The organism is Streptomyces sp. NPDC048623, from assembly GCF_040650755.1.
Lineage (GTDB): Bacteria > Actinomycetota > Actinomycetes > Streptomycetales > Streptomycetaceae > Streptomyces.
Genome location: NZ_JBEZHV010000017.1, coordinates 117,511 through 135,441 on the forward strand (window position 1 = coordinate 117,511; position 17,931 = coordinate 135,441).

The 17,931-nt window shown below is 73.3% G+C and carries 20 protein-coding genes; 12 read left to right on the forward strand and 8 right to left on the reverse strand.

Annotation, left to right across the window (positions count from 1 at the left end; translation table 11 throughout):
* Positions 1 to 13 precede the first annotated feature (13 nt).
* The 3 genes from AB0C73_RS23915 (at position 14) to AB0C73_RS23925 (ending at position 3,141) form a co-directional block, all read left to right on the forward strand.
* Entirely contained in the window at positions 14 to 1,612 is a 1,599-nt protein-coding gene (locus AB0C73_RS23915; protein ID WP_362533557.1) for an ABC-F family ATP-binding cassette domain-containing protein, read from the forward strand.
* Positions 1,613 to 1,968: 356 nt separating this feature from the next.
* Complete coding sequence (locus tag AB0C73_RS23920; RefSeq protein WP_006123601.1) at positions 1,969 to 2,190, forward strand: helix-turn-helix domain-containing protein; 222 nt, start codon at positions 1,969 to 1,971, stop codon at positions 2,188 to 2,190.
* A 141-nt stretch (positions 2,191 to 2,331) separates the two neighbouring features.
* Positions 2,332 to 3,141 (forward strand): enoyl-CoA hydratase/isomerase family protein, encoded by an 810-nt coding sequence (locus AB0C73_RS23925; protein ID WP_362533560.1) that lies wholly within the window; start codon positions 2,332 to 2,334, stop codon positions 3,139 to 3,141.
* A gap of 16 nt (positions 3,142 to 3,157) precedes the next feature.
* On the opposite strand, the gene AB0C73_RS23930 is transcribed toward AB0C73_RS23925, so the two are convergent.
* Positions 3,158 to 3,790: a hypothetical protein gene (locus AB0C73_RS23930; protein WP_362533563.1), complete on the reverse strand. Its 633-nt coding sequence runs from the start codon at positions 3,788 to 3,790 to the stop codon at positions 3,158 to 3,160.
* A 102-nt stretch (positions 3,791 to 3,892) separates the two neighbouring features.
* On the opposite strand from AB0C73_RS23930, the gene AB0C73_RS23935 reads away from it, so the two are divergent.
* The 5 genes from AB0C73_RS23935 (at position 3,893) to amaP (ending at position 6,318) form a co-directional block, all read left to right on the forward strand.
* Positions 3,893 to 4,348, forward strand: coding sequence for an Asp23/Gls24 family envelope stress response protein (locus tag AB0C73_RS23935; protein ID WP_362533566.1), 456 nt, complete (start codon positions 3,893 to 3,895; stop codon positions 4,346 to 4,348).
* 30 nt (positions 4,349 to 4,378) lie between these two features.
* Entirely contained in the window at positions 4,379 to 4,570 is a 192-nt protein-coding gene (locus tag AB0C73_RS23940) for a hypothetical protein (RefSeq protein ID WP_362533568.1), read from the forward strand.
* Positions 4,567 to 4,944: a hypothetical protein gene (locus tag AB0C73_RS23945; protein WP_362533570.1), complete on the forward strand. Its 378-nt coding sequence runs from the start codon at positions 4,567 to 4,569 to the stop codon at positions 4,942 to 4,944. The genes AB0C73_RS23940 and AB0C73_RS23945 overlap by 4 nt, the downstream gene beginning before the upstream one ends.
* Positions 4,945 to 5,135: 191 nt before the next feature.
* Positions 5,136 to 5,723 (forward strand): DUF6286 domain-containing protein, encoded by a 588-nt coding sequence (locus tag AB0C73_RS23950; RefSeq protein WP_362533698.1) that lies wholly within the window; start codon positions 5,136 to 5,138, stop codon positions 5,721 to 5,723.
* 4 nt (positions 5,724 to 5,727) lie between these two features.
* Complete coding sequence (amaP, locus tag AB0C73_RS23955) at positions 5,728 to 6,318, forward strand: alkaline shock response membrane anchor protein AmaP (RefSeq protein ID WP_362533573.1); 591 nt, start codon at positions 5,728 to 5,730, stop codon at positions 6,316 to 6,318.
* A gap of 15 nt (positions 6,319 to 6,333) precedes the next feature.
* On the opposite strand, the gene AB0C73_RS23960 is transcribed toward amaP, so the two are convergent.
* The 5 genes from AB0C73_RS23960 to AB0C73_RS23980 form a co-directional block, all read right to left on the reverse strand.
* On the reverse strand, positions 6,334 to 7,089 hold the full coding sequence (locus AB0C73_RS23960) for an SDR family oxidoreductase (RefSeq protein ID WP_362533575.1): 756 nt from the start codon (positions 7,087 to 7,089) through the stop codon (positions 6,334 to 6,336).
* 4 nt (positions 7,090 to 7,093) lie between these two features.
* A complete protein-coding gene (locus tag AB0C73_RS23965; protein ID WP_362533578.1) occupies positions 7,094 to 8,890 on the reverse strand; it encodes a glycoside hydrolase family 15 protein in 1,797 nt (598 codons plus the stop codon).
* Between the two features lie 98 nt (positions 8,891 to 8,988).
* On the reverse strand, positions 8,989 to 9,816 hold the full coding sequence (locus AB0C73_RS23970) for an SURF1 family protein (RefSeq protein ID WP_362533580.1): 828 nt from the start codon (positions 9,814 to 9,816) through the stop codon (positions 8,989 to 8,991).
* A gap of 69 nt (positions 9,817 to 9,885) precedes the next feature.
* Positions 9,886 to 10,119 (reverse strand): hypothetical protein, encoded by a 234-nt coding sequence (locus AB0C73_RS23975; RefSeq protein WP_362533582.1) that lies wholly within the window; start codon positions 10,117 to 10,119, stop codon positions 9,886 to 9,888.
* A gap of 93 nt (positions 10,120 to 10,212) precedes the next feature.
* Complete coding sequence (locus tag AB0C73_RS23980; RefSeq protein WP_362533583.1) at positions 10,213 to 11,187, reverse strand: DEDDh family exonuclease; 975 nt, start codon at positions 11,185 to 11,187, stop codon at positions 10,213 to 10,215.
* 221 nt (positions 11,188 to 11,408) lie between these two features.
* Between AB0C73_RS23980 and AB0C73_RS23985 the strand changes: the two genes are divergently transcribed.
* The 4 genes from AB0C73_RS23985 (at position 11,409) to AB0C73_RS24000 (ending at position 14,876) form a co-directional block, all read left to right on the forward strand.
* Positions 11,409 to 12,134, forward strand: coding sequence for a VIT family protein (locus tag AB0C73_RS23985; RefSeq protein WP_362533585.1), 726 nt, complete (start codon positions 11,409 to 11,411; stop codon positions 12,132 to 12,134).
* 116 nt (positions 12,135 to 12,250) lie between these two features.
* Positions 12,251 to 13,165, forward strand: coding sequence for a sterol desaturase family protein (locus AB0C73_RS23990; RefSeq protein ID WP_362533588.1), 915 nt, complete (start codon positions 12,251 to 12,253; stop codon positions 13,163 to 13,165).
* The gene (locus tag AB0C73_RS23995) at positions 13,162 to 13,815 is read left to right on the forward strand and encodes a lysoplasmalogenase (RefSeq protein WP_362533590.1); all 654 of its coding nucleotides are present in this window, start codon (positions 13,162 to 13,164) and stop codon (positions 13,813 to 13,815) included. Before AB0C73_RS23990 ends, AB0C73_RS23995 begins: the two co-directional genes overlap by 4 nt.
* A gap of 17 nt (positions 13,816 to 13,832) precedes the next feature.
* A complete protein-coding gene (locus tag AB0C73_RS24000) occupies positions 13,833 to 14,876 on the forward strand; it encodes a zinc-dependent alcohol dehydrogenase family protein (protein WP_362533592.1) in 1,044 nt (347 codons plus the stop codon).
* Here the strand turns inward: AB0C73_RS24000 and AB0C73_RS24005 are convergent.
* Both AB0C73_RS24005 and AB0C73_RS24010 read right to left on the reverse strand, forming a co-directional pair.
* Positions 14,866 to 16,197, reverse strand: a complete 1,332-nt coding sequence (locus AB0C73_RS24005; RefSeq protein ID WP_362533595.1) for a CoA transferase — start codon at positions 16,195 to 16,197, stop codon at positions 14,866 to 14,868. The genes AB0C73_RS24000 and AB0C73_RS24005 overlap by 11 nt on opposite strands.
* Positions 16,198 to 16,261: 64 nt before the next feature.
* On the reverse strand, positions 16,262 to 17,803 hold the full coding sequence (locus AB0C73_RS24010; protein WP_362533597.1) for a S8 family serine peptidase: 1,542 nt from the start codon (positions 17,801 to 17,803) through the stop codon (positions 16,262 to 16,264).
* Positions 17,804 to 17,931 lie beyond the last annotated feature (128 nt).

A 17,931-nucleotide genomic window follows, 5' to 3' on the forward strand; every position in this document is an offset into this window, starting at 1 on the left:
CTGGAGTCTGTCCGTGATCACCGCTTCCGGCATCGAGCTGCGCGCCGGCGCCCGAGTCCTCATCGAGAACGCTTCCTTCCGTGTCGCCAAGGGCGACCGCATCGGTCTCGTCGGCCGCAACGGAGCGGGCAAGACCACGCTCACCAAGTGCCTGGCCGGCGAGGGCCAGCCCGCCGCCGGCACCATCACCTCCTCCGGCGAGGTCGGCTACCTCCCGCAGGACCCGCGCACCGGCGACCTCGACGTGCTCGCCCGCGACCGCGTGCTGTCCGCCCGCGGCCTCGACGTCCTGCTGCGCAAGATGCGCCAGAACGAGGAGCGCATCGCCACCGGCTCCGGCGCCACCCGCGAGAAGGCCCTCAGGCAGTACGAGCGCCAGGAGACCGAGTTCCTCACCAAGGGCGGGTACGCCGCCGAGGCCGAGGCCGCCACCATCGCCGCCGCGCTCGGCCTGCCCGACCGGGTCCTCGGCCAGCCGCTGCACACCCTCTCCGGCGGTCAGCGCCGCCGGATCGAGCTCGCCCGCATCCTCTTCTCCGACGCGGACACCCTGCTCCTCGACGAGCCCACCAACCACCTCGACGCCGACTCGATCGTCTGGCTGCGCGACTACCTCAAGACCTACCGCGGCGGCTTCATCGTCATCTCCCACGACGTCGACCTGGTCGAGACCGTCGTGAACAAGGTCTTCTACCTGGACGCCAACCGCTCGGTCATCGACGTCTACAACATGGGCTGGAAGCTCTACCAGCAGCAGCGCGAGGCCGACGAGAAGCGCCGCCGCCGCGAGCGCCAGAACGCCGAGAAGAAGGCCGCCGCGCTCAACTCGCAGGCCGACAAGATGCGCGCCAAGGCCACCAAGACCGTCGCCGCGCAGAACATGGCCAAGCGCGCCGAGCGCCTGCTGTCCGGCCTTGAGGCGGTCCGGGCCACCGACAAGGTCGCCAAGCTGCGCTTCCCGGAGCCCGCGCCCTGCGGCCGGACCCCGCTCACCGCGGAGGGCCTGTCCAAGTCGTACGGTTCCCTCGAAATCTTCACCGACGTGAACCTCGCCATCGACAAGGGCTCCCGGGTCGTCATCCTCGGCCTCAACGGTGCGGGCAAGACCACCCTCCTCCGCCTCCTCGGCGGCGTCGAGCAGCCCGACACCGGCGAGGTCACCCCGGGCCACGGCCTCAAGCTCGGCTACTACGCCCAGGAGCACGAGACCCTCGACCCCGGGCGCACGGTCCTGGAGAACATGCGCTCCGCCGCCCCCGACCTCGACCTGGTCGAGGTGCGCAAGGTGCTCGGCTCCTTCCTGTTCTCCGGCGACGACGTCGACAAGCCGGCCGGGGTGCTCTCCGGCGGCGAGAAGACCCGTCTGGCGCTCGCGACCCTGGTCGTCTCCTCGGCGAACGTGCTGCTCCTCGACGAGCCCACCAACAACCTCGACCCGGCCAGCCGCGAGGAGATCCTCGGCGCGCTGCGCACCTACAAGGGCGCGGTCGTGCTCGTCACCCACGACGAGGGCGCCGTCGAGGCGCTCGACCCGGAGCGGATCATCCTGCTCCCGGACGGCGTCGAGGACCTGTGGGGCGCGGACTACGCGGACCTGGTCGCCCTGGCGTAGCAGCCCTGGCCCGACCCGGCCTGACCCGCCGTACTGGATCATTCGGCTCATGGGTGATCCATCATCTGAGTGAGAGCGTCTCGTACCTTCGGCGCGGGCCCTGCGGAATCCTTCCGGCAGGGCCCGCGCCGCTCTCTTTTCCGTTTGACCTCCGTATGGCCGCTCTGACCTGGCACTTCGCGGTGGGGGCCGTCCCGGAGCCGGTTCCGGAGTGTGCGGAACGATCAACTCCGTTCGTGACGGTCCGCGCCGCTCGGCGCAAGCTCTTGGCACGGACCTTGTCGAATGGGTGGCCAGGACGTCCGAGAGGGGTGATCATGAGAAGTCCAGAGCGCACTTCCCATGAGGAGGCACGGGTGGCCGAGACTCTGAAGAAGGGCAGCCGGGTGACCGGCGCCGCGCGCGACAAGCTCGCGGCAGACCTGAAGAAGAAGTACGACTCCGGTGCGAGCATCCGGGCGCTGGCCGAGGAAACCGGCCGCTCCTACGGATTCGTCCACCGGATGCTCAGCGAGTCCGGAGTCACGCTGCGTGGACGCGGCGGAGCGACACGGGGCAAGAAGGCGGCCTCGGCCTGACATCGGGGCGGCTCGATCGGTCCACCGGGTCTTTCGGTGGCCACCCGGTCGGCCCTGCGGCCGGCCGGGTGGTTACTGTGCAGTCACTTAGCATCTGACACGACAGTGCCGCAGTGCTGCACCCGGAACCGGAGGCGCCCCATGACTTCGCTCGACGACTCCGAGCTCAACGAGCTCGTTTTCGACAAGGACGGTGTACGGCTCACCGTCGAGGACGCCGTCGCCACGGTGACCCTGACCAACCCGGCGAAGCGCAACGCCCAGTCTCCCGCTCTGTGGCGGGCGTTGACGGAGGCCGGGCGGTCACTCCCGGGCAGCGTCCGGATCGTGGTGCTGCGCGGAGAGGGCCAGTCCTTCTCCGCCGGACTCGACCGGCAGGCGTTCACGCCCGAGGGCTTCGACGGAGAGCCGTCCTTCCTTGACATGGCGCGCGGGTCCGAGGCGGACCTCGACGTGCTCATCGCCGAGTACCAGGAGGCGTTCACCTGGTGGCGCCGCAGCGACCTCGTGTCGATCGCGGCCGTCCAGGGCCACGCCATCGGCGCCGGTTTCCAGCTCGCGCTCGCGTGCGACCTGCGGATCGTCGCCGACGACGTGCAGTTCGCCATGCGCGAGACCAGCCTGGGCCTGGTCCCTGACCTCACCGGCACGCACCCCCTGGTCTCCCTCGTGGGTTACGCCCGCGCGCTGGAGATCTGCGCGACCGGCCGGTTCGTCCACGCCGAGGAGGCCGAGCGCATCGGCCTGGCCAACATCGCCGTGCCCGCCGCCGAGCTCGACGGCGCGGTACGGGACCTCAGCGCCGCGCTGCTCGCCGCACCGCGCTCCGCGGTCATCGAGACCAAGGCGCTGCTCCAGGGCGTCTCCGGCCGCTCGTACGAGGAGCAGCGCGCCGCCGAGCGCGCCGCCCAGGGCCGCCGCCTGCGCGACCTGGCGGGCCTCGGCGACTGAGCCGCCGGACGCGGTCTCACCGCAGCTCCGACACCACCACCGTGACCGTCGTCGCCCCCGGGGCGGCGGCGGTCACGGCCGTGCGCAGGGCACGCGCCGTGTCCAGGGCCCGGTGGCCCGCCGTCACCGCGACCTCGACCCTCAGACCGGCACCCGGAAGGTGCTGCACCGGCGGGCCGAAGACATCGGTCAGGGCCGCCACGCCCGGGGCCGCGAGGGCGGCGAGCGCGGCCGGGTCGTCGGGGGCGGGCGGGGAGGTTCGCCCGGGCGGCGCAGTCGGGGCCGGGGAATTCGGCGCCGCGTCGAGGAGCTCCGTCACCCGGAGATCCACCTCCGCCACCACCAGGCCCAGGGACTCCTCCGCCGTACGGAGCAGCGCGGCCCGCAGCCGGTCCGTGAGCTCCGGCAGCGGGCGCCCCGGCAGCGCCGCGAGGGCCAGCGACACCCGCAGCGGCCCGGGCGGCAGCCCACCCGGCGGTACGGGGAAGGGGACGCCGCCGGCGGCGTCCGCGAGCCGGAACCGCGGCGGCTCCGGCACCACGCCCCGTACCCCTCGGGCAGCGTCCAGGAGCGCGGCCCGTACCGCCCGCTCCGCGATCCATGCGCCGTCCGCCGCCTCGCCGAGCGGCAACAACCGGTCCGTCGTCATGGCCCCAGCCTGCCGCATCCCCGGCGCGATACCGGGCAGGTCGCCTTAATGTGGGCGAATGTGAGTGAACAAGGCAAAGCCTCACGGAAGGGACGGGTCGCGATGGCTGACAACGCGCACTCCGACCAGCAGAACCCGGTGACCAAGCGCGGCGGCGGCGACCCCGCGTCCCGGGGCCGTACCACCATCGCCGACGGCGTCGTCGAGAAGATCGCCGGGCTCGCCGCCCGCGATGTCGTCGGCGTCCACGCCATGGGCAGCGGTTTCTCCCGCACCCTCGGCGCCGTCCGCGAGCGGGTGCCCGGCGGGGGCGGCAAGTCCAGCGGCGCGACCCGCGGCGTCAAGGCCGAGGTCGGCGAGGTGCAGACCGCGCTCGACCTGGAGATCGTCGTCGACTACGGCGTCTCCATCGCCGACGTCGCCGGCGCGGTGCGCGAGAACGTCATCGCCGCCGTCGAGCGCATGACCGGCCTGGAGGTCGTCGAGGTCAACATCGCCGTCAGCGACGTCAAGCTGCCGGACGAAGAGGAAGAGGAGCCGGAGACCCGGCTCCAGTAGCCGCGGCCGGCACGGCGGAAGGGGTCAAGCATGAGCATGGCGGTGGTCGGCCTGGTGGCCGGCATGGCGCTCGGCTTCGCCGGGTACTTCGGCGGCTTCGGCGCGTTCGTCCTGGTCGCCGCCCTCGGCGCGGTCGGGTTCGTGGTGGGCCGGTTCCTCGACGGGGACCTGGAGCCCGGCGACTTCTTCCGGAGCCGCGAGCGCGGCGACCGGCGGCGGTGACCCGGGTGCCGGACCTGCTCGAACAGCGGACGGACCGGGTCGGTGCGGCCGCCCGGGGCGCGACCACGATCGCCGACCGGGTGGTCGCCAAGATCGCGGCCCAGGCGGCCCGGGAGGCGCTGACCTCCGTACCGAAGGAAGGGCACCCGCCGCACGCCTCGGTGGTCGTCCACCGGGACGTCGCCCGGGTGTCGGTCAGCCTCGAACTCGACTACCCCTCCGATCTGGGCCGGCAGTGCGGCGCCGTGCGCGGCCGGGTCCGGCACCGGGTCGAGACCCTCGCCGGCATCGAGGTCCACGAGGTCACCGTGCACGTCGAACGCCTCCACTCGGCGCACACCGCGCACGACCGGAAACGGGGGCGGCTGAAATGAGCACCGGACCGGAGGAGAGACCGGAGCACGGACCGGCGCACGGACCGGCGCACGGGCCTGAGGACGGCGGCCCGGTGCCGGAGAACCGACCGGGGGAACGGTCGGAGGGCCAGCCGGGGGACCGGCAGGGCGAACGGCCCGGGGAACGGCCGGGGCCGGAGGGGCCCGCCGGGCCCGGGAACCTGCCCGGCCTGGAGAAGGACACCCCGGCCCCCGGCGGCGATCACCACGGCCCGCCCGTACGCCGCTTCTGGTCCGTACGGCGCATCCCCGCCGCCGTCCTCGCCGCCGTCCTGCTCGGCGGCGCCGGACTGCTCCTCTACGACGTCGCCGCCGTCCGCGCCGAGCGCTCCGCCATGGCCTGGCGCCGCTCCCTCGCCGACGACCTCGCCACCCGCCCCCTGGACGACACCTGGGTGATCACCGGCGCGGCCGTCGCCGTCGCCCTCGGCGCCTGGCTGCTCGTCCTCGCCCTCACCCCGGGCCTGCGGGCCATCCTCCCCATGCGCCGGGAACACACCGACCTACGCGCCGGACTCGACCGGGAGGCCGCCGCCCTCGCGCTGCGCGACCGCGCCATGGAGGTGTCCGGCGTGCGGTCCGTACGGGTCAGGATGGGCCGCGCCAAGGTCGGCGTCCGGGCCGTCTCCCACTTCCGCGAACTCGACGAGGTCCGCGCCGACCTGGAGACCGTCCTCACCGGCGGCATCGACGAACTGGGGCTCGCCCACCCGCCGGCCCTGACCGTACGGGTGGCCCGGCCGCCCAGGAAGGGGTGACCCGGTGGCCGTGGTGCTCCGGCGCGTCAACCGGACCGTGCTCGCCCTCGTGGGGCTGCTGCTCGTCGTCGGCGGTGCGGCCGTGCTGCCGGCCGCGCTCGACGTGGGCGGCCTGCCGTCCTGGCGGCCCTGGTCGGGCCCCGGCGACGTGCTGCTCAGCCGCTCCGAGCGGCAGCACTGGCGGGCCGAGAGCTGGTGGTGGCCGACGGTCATCGCCCTGCTCGGGCTCGTCGTGCTGCTCGCCCTGTGGTGGCTGATCGCCCAGTTCCGCCGGGCCCGGCTCCGCGAGGTCCTCGTCGACACCGGCGACGGCGAGGAGGCCGTGCTGCGCGGCCGGGCCCTGGAGGCCGTCATGGAGGCGGAGGCGCGAGCCCAGGAGGGTGTCGCCCGGGCCAGGGTCGCGCTCACCGGCCGCCGTGCCGCGCCCCGCACGCGGGTCGCCCTGCTCCTGGAGGCCTACGCCTCCCCGGCCGACGCCCTGACCGCCCTGTCGGCCGAGGCCCTCGGCAACGCCCGTACCTCCACCGGCCTGCCGGCCCTGCCCACCGAGGCCCGGCTGCGCGCGGTCAAGCACCGTGCGCGCCGGGTGTCCTGACGATGCCTCAGAGCGCTAGAAGCCGCTGCGCGCGCCGCCGTCCACCGGCAGCATCACGCCCGTGAGGTACGAGGCGGCCGGCGAGAGCAGGAACGCGGCCGTGCGGCCGAACTCCTCGGGGGTGCCGTAGCGGCGCAGCGGGATCGTCGCCTCGTGCGCCGCGCGGGAGGCGTCCGCGTCCCCGGACATCGCGTCCAGCTGGCGCACCCGGTCGGTGTCGATCCGGCTCGGCAGCAGCCCGACCACCCGGATGCCGCGCGGGCCCAGGTCGTTGGCGAGGGACTTGGCGAAACCGGCGAGCCCGGGCCGCAGACCGTTCGAGATGGTCAGACCGGGGATCGGCTCGTGCACCGAACCCGAGAGCACGAAGCCGATGACCCCGCCCTCCGGCAGCGTGTCCGCCGCCGCCCGGGCCATCCGCACCGCGCCCAGGAACACCGTGCCGAAGGCCGCCGCCCACTCCTCGTCCGTGTTGTCCACGGCGAAGCCCGGCGCCGGGCCGCCCACGCTGATCAGCACGCCGTCGAAGCCGCCGAACCGCGACCGCGCCTCGGCGATCAGCCGGTCCGGGGTGCCCGGGTCGGAGTTGTCGGCGGCCACACCCGCCGCGCCCGGACCCAGCTCCCGCGCCGCCTCCGCGACCGTCCCTTCCTCGCGTCCGGTGACCAGCACCTTCGCGCCCTCCGCGAGCAGCGCCTCGGCCGAGGCCCGGCCGAGCCCGCGGGTCGCGCCGGTCACCACGTACACACGGTCCTTCAGTCCAAGATCCATGGGCCTATCCTGCCGCCTGCTCCTCCTCGGCGGCCAGTTCGAGGGCGGTGCCCACCAGACCGATGTGGCTGAAGGCCTGCGGGAAGTTCCCCAGCTGGCGGCCCGTCACCGGGTCGTACTCCTCCGCGAGCAGCCCCACGTCGCTGCACAGCCCGGCCAGCCGGCCGAACAGCTCCCGGGCCTCCTTCACGCGCCCGGTCATCCGTAGCGCGTCCGCCAGCCAGAACGAGCACACCAGGAAGGTGCCCTCCTGACCCGGCAGTCCGTCGACCGAGGCCGAGGTGCCCTCCGTCGAGTAGCGGCGCACGAAGCCGCCGTGCGTCAGCTCCGCCCGTACCGCGTCGACCGTGCCCACCACCCGCGGGTCGTCCGGCGGCAGGAAGCCCACCCGCGGGATGAGCAGCGTCGCCGCGTCGAGCGCGCGCGAGCCGTACGCCTGCGTGAAGGTGTTCCGCTCCGGGTCGAAGCCCTTCGCGCACACCTCCGCGTGGATCTCGTCGCGCATCGCCCGCCAGCGCGCCGCGTCCCCCGGCAGCGACGGGTCGTCCTCCAGGGCGCGCACCGCCCGGTCGGCCGCCACCCAGCACATCACCTTGGAGTGCACGAAGTGCCGGCGCGGGCCGCGCACCTCCCACAGGCCCTCGTCGGGCTCGCGCCAGGTCGACTCCAGGAAGCCGAGCAGGCTCAGCTGGAGGTTCCAGGCGTGCCGCTGGGCCGGGATGCCGGCCTCCCGGGCCCGGCACAGCGAGTCGAGCACCTCGCCGTACACATCGAGCTGGAGCTGGTCGACGGCCGCGTTCCCGGTGCGTACGGGTGCCGAGTCGGCGTAGCCGCGCAGCCAGGGCAGGGTCGTCTCGGCCAGCCGGCGCTCGCCCGCCGGCCCGTACATGATCTGGAGGTCGGCCGGGTCGCCGGCCACCGCGCGCAGCAGCCAGTCCCGCCAGGCCGCCGCCTCCTCGGCGTAGCCGGCGGACAGCAGCGCGCCGAGGGTGAGCGAGGAGTCGCGCAGCCAGCAGGCCCGGTAGTCCCAGTTGCGCACCCCGCCGAGCTCCTCGGGCAGGGAGGTCGTGGGCGCGGCGACGATGCCGCCGGTGGGGGCGTAGGTGAGTGCCTTCAGGGTGATCAGGGAGCGCACCACGATGTCCCGGTACGGGCCGTCGTACGTGCAGCGGGCGGCCCACGCCCGCCAGTCGGCGAGCGACTGCTCCAGGGCCTCGAAGGGGTCGACGAGCGCGGGGCGCGGTTCGTGGGAGGGGTGCCAGGTGAGCACGAAGGCCACCTTCTCGCCCGCGCCGACGGTGAAGGAGGAGCAGGTCGAGAACTGCTGGCCCCAGGTCTTCACCGGCGGCTCGCTGCGCAGCCACACCGAGTCGGGCCCGGCGATCGCCACCCGGTGCCCGTCGGCGCGGCGCACCCACGGCACGATCGAGCCGTAGTCGAAGCGCAGCCGCAGCACGGAGCTCATCTCGACGCTCCCGCTGACGCCCTCCACGATCCGCATGAGGTCGGGGGCCCTGTCCCGCTGCGGCATGAAGTCGGTGACCCTGACCGTGCCCGTACGGGTCTCCCAGGTGGTCTCCAGGACCAGGCTGTTCTCGGCGTACCGGCGACTCGTGCAGGTGGTGGCGCCCTTGGGAGCGATCCGCCAGTGCCCGTTGTCCTCGTCGCCGAGGAGGGCGGCGAAGCACGCGGCGGAGTCGAAGCGGGGCAGACACAGCCAGTCGACCGACCCGTCGCGGCCGACGAGCGCGGCGGTCTGCAGATCGCCGATCAGGGCGTAGTCGTCGATACGTTGCGTCACGCTTTGGGCTGTTCCCGGAAGCGAGGACGGTCAATCAGCGCCGACCGGCGATCGGCGGTGAGGCGTCGGTCACTCGGGCCGGGCGGTGGTCGGCCGGCTCAGGCGGTCGCCCCGGCCGGCTCGGTCGGCTCGGTCGGCTCGGGAGTCCCCTCCGCCGCCTCGGTCTCTGCGGCGGCGGCCGCCGCCGCCCGGTCGCGCTTCTCGCGCCGCACCAGGATGAACCAGCCGACCGGCACGCCGCCCGCGAACAGCCACCACTGGATCGCGTACGCCATGTGCGGGCCGATCGACTCGTGGTCCGGCTCCTCGATCAGCTCGGGCGAGTCCCCGGCCGGCACCGGCGCGGTCTGCTCGATGTAGCCGCCGAGCACCGTGCGGCCCTGCAGGGCGGCCTGCTGCGCGCTGTTGATCAGCATGACCTGACGGTCCGGCAGGCCCTTGAGGTCCTTGATGCCGCTGGCGCCGGTGGTCTCGTCGGCCATCAGCCGGCCGGTGACCGTGATCTCGCCCTTCGGGGCGGGCGGCACGTCCGGGTAGGACCGCTGGTCGGCGGCGGCCGGGACCCAGCCCCGGTTGACCATGACGACCCTGCCGTCCTTCAGGACCAGCGGGGTCAGCACGTGCACGCCGACCTGGTCGTCGGCCGAGGTGCGGCGGCGCACCACGACCTCGCGCGCGGGGTCGAAGGTGCCGGTGGCGCTCACCCGCCGCCAGTAGTCGGCGCGCGGCACGGTGTGCCCGGGGGAGGTGACGCTCTCGACCGGGACGGGCTTCGCCACCAGGTTGTCCGCGATCAGGGCGTTCTGGGCGACCCGGTGCTCGTGCCGGTGGAACTGCCAGAAGCCCAGCTCGATCATCACGGGGATGAGGACGAGGGCCACGAGGGTGAGGATCACCCACTGCCGGGACAACAGGAAGCGGTACACGCGATCGACCGTACCGTGTCACCCGTGGCCCCCTCGCGGCGGGTGCCGGAGGGGGAGGGGATCGTTTCGTCACACCTTGTCGATGATGCCCACCCTCCCCTCCGCGCGGGCGCAGTGGCCCCCGCAGTACCAGCTGCCCTCGACCTCGACGCCCTGGCCGATGATCTGGACCCGGCAGTGCTCGCAGATGGGTGCCATGCGGTGGATGGCGCAGGCGAAGCAGTCGAAGACATGCACCGCGCCCTGCGCGTGCACCTCGAAGGCCATGCCGTAGTCGTTTCCGCAAACCTCACAACGTGCCATGCGCCACAGGGTGGGGCCACGGACGGGCGAAGGTCGGGCGGCGCGCCCGGCCCGCGCCGGGCCGTCACCCGTGTGCCGTCACCCGCACGTCCGTCACTCGTCTGCCGGGGCGACGTCCCGCAGCAGCTGGGTGTAGGCGGCCTCGTCGACGATCGGCGTGCCGAACGACCTGGCCTTGAGGGTCTTGCCGGTGGCGGAGTCCGGGTCGTTGGTGACGAGCAGACTGGTGAGCCGCGACACACTGCTCGCCACGTGCAGCCCGGCCTCGACCGTGCGGTCCTCGAGGAGCTCACGGTCGATCGAGGTGTCGCCGGAGAACGCCACCCGCATGCCCTGCTTGAGCGGAGCGTCGGACGAGTAGCGTCCGGGGTTCGGATACGGGCAGGCGGGGCGCTTCCTGGACGGGCGCCAGCTGTTCGCACGGTACGAGGCCTGGTAGCCGATCCGCGGCTGCGCGGGCGCCGAGGCCCACTCGGTCAGCGGGCGGCACTCCAGGAGCGGGAGCCGTACGTTCCGCTCGGCGGCCGCGTGCAGGCTCGGGCGGAACGCCTCCGCGAGCACCCGCGCGTCGTCGAGCGCGTTGTGCGCGCGCTGCTGCACCACGCCGAAGTGCGCGGCGAGCGACTCCAGCTTGTGATTCGGCAGCGGCAGCGCGAGCTCCTTCGACAGCGCGATGGTGCACAGCCGCTGCCGCACCGGCGCGGTGGCCTCGGCGCGCGCGTACTCGCGGGCGATCATCTGCCAGTCGAACATCGCGTTGTGCGCGACGAGCACCCGGCCGTCCAGGCGGGCCGAGAACTCCTCGGCGATCTCCGGGAACAGCGGCGCGCCTTCGAGCATGTCGCTGGTGAGCCCGTGGATCCACACCGGGCCGGGATCCCGCTGCGGGTTGACCAGGGTGTACCAGTGGTCCTCGACATTGCCCTGGGCGTCGAGCCGGTAGACGGCAGCCGACACTATCCGGTCGTCGCGGGCGAGGCCGGTGGTCTCCACGTCGACGACCGCGTACCCCTGCGGGTACGCGGTCGGCCACGTCGCTGCTGTCGTACGGTCGTCAAGCACGGTCACTGAGAATACGGGCCGCGACGGACACTCCCGCGCGCGGTGTCCGTTTCGATGGCCGGATCCTTTCGTACGGAGTTCGCTCACCCCGCGCCGGCGGCCACCCCCGCGCCCCACTCCCGCCCGCCCGCGGCCGAGTTGGCGGACCCTCGGCCGAGCAGGCCGCCGCTTTCGCGAAAGGCGGGTCGGTGCGCGGCCGGTGGGGTGCGGAGTGCGACCCTCCTGGGGTGACCGACGCACCCGCACACGTCCCCGCACACGACGAGGCCCACGGCGGCGGCCTCGGCTCCCGGCTCAACTGGCTCCGGGCCGCCGTGCTCGGCGCCAACGACGGAGTCGTCTCCACCGCCGGCCTCGTCGTCGGCGTCGCCGGCGCCACCGAATCCCGGGACGCCCTGCTCACCGCCGGCCTCGCCGGACTGCTGGCCGGCTCCATGTCGATGGCGGCGGGGGAGTACGTCTCCGTCTCCACGCAGCGCGACTCCGAGAAGGCCGCGCTCGCCCAGGAGCGCCGCGAGCTGCGGGAGGAGCCGGAGGCCGAGCTCGCCGAGCTCACCGAACTGCTCGCCCGGCGCGGGCTCAGCCCGGACATCGCCCGCGAGGCCGCCGCCCAGCTCACCGAGCGCGACGCCCTGCGGGCGCACGCGCGCGTGGAGCTGGGCATCGACCCCGACGCGCTCACCAACCCCTGGCACGCGGCCGGTGCCAGCTTCCTGGCCTTCACGGTCGGCGCCCTGCTCCCGCTCCTCGCGATCGTGCTGCCGCCGGCCGACCACCGCCTCTGGATCACCGTGGTCTCGGTCCTCGCCGCCCTCACCCTCACGGGCTGGTCCTCCGCCCGCCTCGGCGCCGCCCCGCCCTCGCGCGCCATCGTCCGCAATGTCGCGGGCGGCGCGCTGGCGATGGGGGTGACGTACGCGGCGGGGTCGCTCCTCGGTGCGGCGGGGGTCTGAGGGACTGCACGCGTGCGTGTTGCCGGAAGGCGCCAAAGCTTGCTGACATCCGGTCTTACTTACTTGTTGGTAAAGACATCTAGGCGTGGCCTCGCCCCGCCTCTACCGTCATCGGCATGCCGAACCTGCCCGATGTCGTGCTCTGGTCCATACCGGCGTTCGTCCTGCTCACCGTCGTCGAGATGGTCAGCTACCGGCTCCACCCGGACGACGACGCCGCCGGATACGAGGCGAAGGACGCCGCCACCAGCATCGGGATGGGGCTCGGCAGTCTCTTCTTCGACGCGCTGTGGAAGATCCCGGTCGTCGCGATCTACACCGCCGTGTACGAGCTGACGCCGCTGCGCGTGCCCGTGCTGTGGTGGACGATCCTCCTGATGCTGCTCGCGCAGGACCTCTGCTACTACTGGCAGCACCGCGGCCACCACGTCATCCGCATCCTGTGGGCCAGCCACGTGGTCCACCACAGCAGCCGCAAGTTCAACCTCAGCACCGCGCTGCGCCAGCCCTGGACCGGTCTCACGTCCTGGCCGTTCTATCTGCCGATGATCGCGCTCGGCGTGCACCCGGCGGCCGTGGCGTTCTGCTCCTCGGTGAGCCTCGTCTACCAGTTCTGGATCCACACCGAGCGGATCGACCGGCTGCCCCGCCCCTTCGAGTACGTGCTCAACACGCCCTCGCACCACCGGGTCCACCACGCCTCCCAGGGCGGCTACCTGGACCGCAACTTCGGCGGCATCCTCATCGTCTGGGACCGCCTGTTCGGCTCCTTCGTCCCCGAGACCGAGCAGCCCGTCTACGGGCTCACCAAGAACATCACCACCTACAACCCGCTGCGCGTCGCCACCCACGAGTACGCCGCCATCGCCCGCGACCTCAGGTCCGCGAGCAGCTGGCGCGAGCGGGCCGGGCGGGTGTTCCGCGGTCCGGGCTGGCAACCGGGACCGGGACCGGGACCGGAGCCGGAGCCGGGGCCGGAGCCTTCGGGGCCCGAGGCCCAGGGCAGCGTCGCGCCGGAGGCGGCCGCATGAGCCGCCTCTCACGGGGCCTTCTGGTCGCTTTCCTGCTCGCGGCCCTCGTCGACCTCGGTTCCCTGCTCGCCGGGGTCCACGCCGGCCACCAGGTCGCCAAACCGCTCCTGATGCCGCTGCTCGCCGCGTACGCCGCCACCAGGAGCGCGCCGAAGCCGCTGCTCGCCGCCCTGCTCTGCGGCTGGGCCGGCGACGTGTTCCTGATGGCCGACGCCGACGGGGCCTTCCTCGTCGGCATGGGCTGTTTCGCCGCCGGACACCTCTGCTATCTGTTTCTCTTCGGCCGCAGGCGTACGTCCCCGCTGCTCGGCCTGGTCTACGGCGTCGTCCTCGGCGTCACCGTGACCGCGCTCTGGCCCGGCCTTCCGGACGGCCTGCGCGTCCCCGTCGCCGGCTACTCGCTGCTGCTCACCGCGATGGCCTACCGGTCGAGCTCCCTCGGCGTCATGACCGGCATCGGCGGCGCCCTCTTCCTGCTGTCCGACACCCTCATCGCCACCGGCATCGCCGACCGGCCCCAGCTGCCCGCGCCCGACTTCTGGGTCATGCTGACCTACATCGCGGCGCAGTACCTGCTCACGGAGGGAACCCTGCGCGCGAGCGCGATGTACGGTGAATGTCGTACAAGGCTGGAACCCAGCAGCACCTGAAGCAAGGAACGTCCCCCATGCGCGCCACCACCATCCACGCCCCCTTCGACATGCGCGTGGCGGACGTGCCCGACCCCGTGATCAAGCAGTCCACGGACGTCGTCGTCCGCGTGGTGCGCGCCTGCATCTGCGGCAGCGACCTGTGGGCCTACCGCGGCGAGTCCGCCCGGCAGCCCGGACAGCGCATCGGCCACGAGTTCCTCGGCCTGGTCGAGGAGGTGGGCGCGGACGTCCGTGACTTCCGCACCGGGGACCTCGTCGTCGCCCCCTTCGTCTGGTCCGACGGCAGCTGCGAGTACTGCGCCGAGGGCCTCCACACCTCCTGCCCCAACGGCGGCTTCTGGGGCTCCGTCGGCTCCGACGGCGGCCAGGGCGAGGCCGTCCGCGTCCCGTACGCCGACGGCACCCTCGTCAAGCTGCCCGCCGAGGCCGCCTCCGACGACCACCTGCTCACCGCGCTGCTCGCGCTCTCCGACGTCATGGGCACCGGCCACCACGCCGCCCTCGGCGCGGGCGTCCGGAAGGGCGGCACGGTCGCCGTCGTCGGCGACGGCGCCGTCGGCCTGTGCGGAGTCCTCGCCGCCAAGCGGCTCGGCGCCGAGCGGATCATCGCCCTCGGCCGGCACACCGCCCGTACGGACATCGCCCGCACCTTCGGCGCCACCGACGTCGTCGCCGAGCGCGGCGAGGCCGCCGAGGCCGCCGTCCGCGAACTCACCGGCGGTCAGGGCGCCCACGCCGTCATCGAGGCGGTCGGCACCGAGCAGTCCATGCGCACCGCCGTGAACATCACCCGCGACGGCGGCTCCATCGGCTACGTCGGCGTCCCGCACGGCTCCGGCACCGGCCTCGACCTGTCCGTCATGTTCGACCGGAACATCGCCCTGCGCGGCGGCGTCGCCCCGGTCCGGGCGTACATCCCCGAGCTGCTCCCGGACGTCCTCGACGGGACGATCGACCCCTCCCCGGTCTTCGACCTGACCGTGGACCTGGACGGCGTCCCCGGCGGCTACCGCGCGATGGACGAGCGCACCGCCCTCAAGGTCCTCGTCAAGCCCTGAGCGGAAGCCACTCCGGGGTGTCGGCCCCGGCGATGCCCGGCGGGCGCGACCAGCCCGCCGGGCCGCCCTCGTACGCCACCGGCGAGAGCGCGTGCCGCAGCCGGCCGAGGGGTCCGTCGGTCTCCGTGAGGTGGCGCTCCGGCTCGTACCGGGGGAGCGTGTGCGTCAGCCAGTGGCCGGTCTGCGCGAGGGCCAGCCGTACGAGCCGGGTGCCGCCGTCCCGGTCCTGCTCGGTCAGCGAGCGCAGCACGGCCGCAGCGAGCAGATAGCCCGTGCCGTGGTCCAGGGCCTGCGCGGGCAGCGCGCCCGGCTGCTGCTCAGGCGCTTCCTCCCCTCCGGAGCGCGAGCCCTCCACGGCCGCGATGCCGGTCGCCACCTGCACCAGGCTGTCGAAGCCCCGCCGTTCGCGCCAGGGCCCGTAGTCGCCCCAGGCCGACAGCCGGGCGGTCACCAGGCCGGGCCGGTGCAGGTCGAGGCGGTCGAGGGCGCCCGGCCGGTAGCCGGTCACCAACACGTCGGCCGCGTCGAGGAGTTCGCCGAAGGCACGCCGGTCCGACGGGCTGTCGAGGTCCAGGGCCGCCGTCCGCTTCCCGATGTCCGTGTCGGCGTGCTGGTCCGGCAGCTCGGGGTTGCCAGGCGGGTCGATCCGCAGCACGTCCGCGCCGAGCAGCGCGAGCGTCCGGGTGGCGACCGGGCCCGCGATGACCCGGGTCAGGTCGAGCACCCTCAGCGGGCGGCCCGCGCGCCGCGGCGGTGCGGCCCCGTCCAGCGTCTCCCGGGTCAGCAGCGGGCGCGCGGCCACCTCCCGGCCCTGCTCGTGCGCGGCCCACTCCTCGGGCGTGCGCAGGGCGACGGCCAGGCCTCCGGCCCCGTACACCGCCGTCTCGATCTCGACGGCCTTCCGCTCGCCGATCGCCGCCGCGACCGCCTCCACGGAATCGGGCGCCTTCAGAGCGGCGAGCAACGCGGCTTTGTGGTGCGGGTAGTTGGCGTGCGTACGGACCCAGCCGTCGGCCGCCCGCCAGAACCGGGACAGCGGCGCGAAGTTCACCGGCGCCCGCCCGTCCACCCGCAGATGCCGCTCGCTGACGAAGGCCGTCGCCACCGCCCCGTCGTCCACCCGCACCGGACCCGGAAGCCCGGCCCGTTCCACCGCCGCGAGCCCCGCCACCGCGACCGTCGCCCGTGCCAGATCCATCACCGGCAGGCGGGCCGGAAGCAGTCCCGAGGGGCCGCCGTACGCGACCCGGTCGAGCAGGACGGGATCGCCGCCCAGGGCCGACCACAACAACTCCGTACCCGTACGCACTGTGTTGTCCATGGACACACGATAGAACCGCCCGTGGCACTCAGTGCCACGGGCGGTTCCACTCAGGCGAGACCGGTCACCAGCGGACCGCGTCCAGCGCGTTCACGATGCCGGCCCCGTAGAAGCCGTTCTTCTTGTCCGCGCCCTCCACGCACACCGCGTCGACGGTGCCGTTGCCGTCGATGTCGTACGGGTCGGTGCACGCGTGCTCGTCGGCCTGCGCGTACAGCAGAGCCTTCAGCGCCGCCGGGCTCGCGTACGGGTGGGTCGACTTCAGGAGCGCGAGGACACCCGCCACGTGCGGCGAGGCCATCGAGGTGCCGGCCTTGTAGTTGTAGCCGCCGTTGACCGTGGTCGACAGGATGCGGCCGTTGACCGCCGGGGCGTCCGGGGTCTGGTACTCGGTGCGGTCGCCGCCGGGCGCCGCGACGTCGATGACGCCCATGCCGTAGTTGGAGTAGGACGCCTTGAGACCCTTGGCGCCGGTCGCGGAGACCGTCACCACGCCCGGCAGCTGCGACGGGTAGTCGAAGCACTGCGCGGTGTCGATGTCACGGGTGCCCGGAGTGGTGTCGTTCGGGCTGGTGGTGTCCGTGATCGTGTCGGCCGCCAGGTCGAACTTCGAGTTGCCGGCCGCCGCCACGTTGACCGTGCCCCTGCGCTCCGCGTAGCGGGTCGCGCGGGTGACCGCCTCGATGAGGGCCTTCTGGTCCTCGTCGGTCTTGCAGGCGAACAGCCACGGGTCGGTGTAGTAGCTGTTGTTGGTGATGTCGACGCCGTGCTCGGCCGCCCACATGAAGCCGCAGACCACGGCCTCGGTGTAGAAGAAGCCGTCCGGGGTGGCCACCTTGATGCCGGCGAGCTTCACGCCCGGCGCGATGCCGGTGACGCCGATGCCGTTCTTGGCGGCGCCGATGGTGCCGGCCACGTGCGTGCCGTGGTCGCTCTCGCCCGGGTTCGGACGCCACGAGCCCGGCGTCGTGTCGGCCTTGCCGCTGACGCAGTTGGCGGACGCGGCCGCGTCGAAGTTCGGCGCCAGATCCGGGTGGGTGTCGTCCACACCGGTGTCGATGATGCCGACCGTCACGTTCCTGGAGCCGAGGGTCTTCTCGTGCGCCTTGTCGGCCTTGATGGCCGGCAGGTCCCACTGCAGGGGCTCCATCGGGTCCTGATCGCCCGTGGCGGCGGCCGCCGCGGCCTTGATCTCCGCCGGCGTCAGTTCCTGCGAGCCCTCGTCGACGGTGTCGTCGGACTGCGCGGACAGCGGCGCCGTACGGGTCGCGCCGGCCGACACCACACCACGCACCTGGCGGATCGCCCGCGCGAACTCGGGGTTGCGCGAGTGGACGACGATCACTCCGATCCGGTCGTAGGACACGACCACCTCGCCGCCCGCGGCGGCTATCGCCTTCTTCACGGCCGCGCCCGTCCAAGGGCTGTTGTCGATGTTGACGACGTACGACAGCTCCGGGCCGTCCGTGGCCACGGCGGCCGCCGGTGCGTCGGACAGTTCCGCGGCGGAGGCGGCGCCGGTCGGAAGGAAACCGAGCGAGGCCGTGAGCGCGAGACCGGCCGGCAGAGCGAGTACTCGGCCGCGCCGCGATCCCAGATGAGCCATGGGTTCTCCACATCATCCGTCTGTACCGCCCGGGCGCCGATTGCGCGCGGGCATGGGCATGACGAGTGAAGCTATCGCCGATCTTCCCCGCCCATCAATGAGTTGAGAAGACTTCATGAAGATCCGCG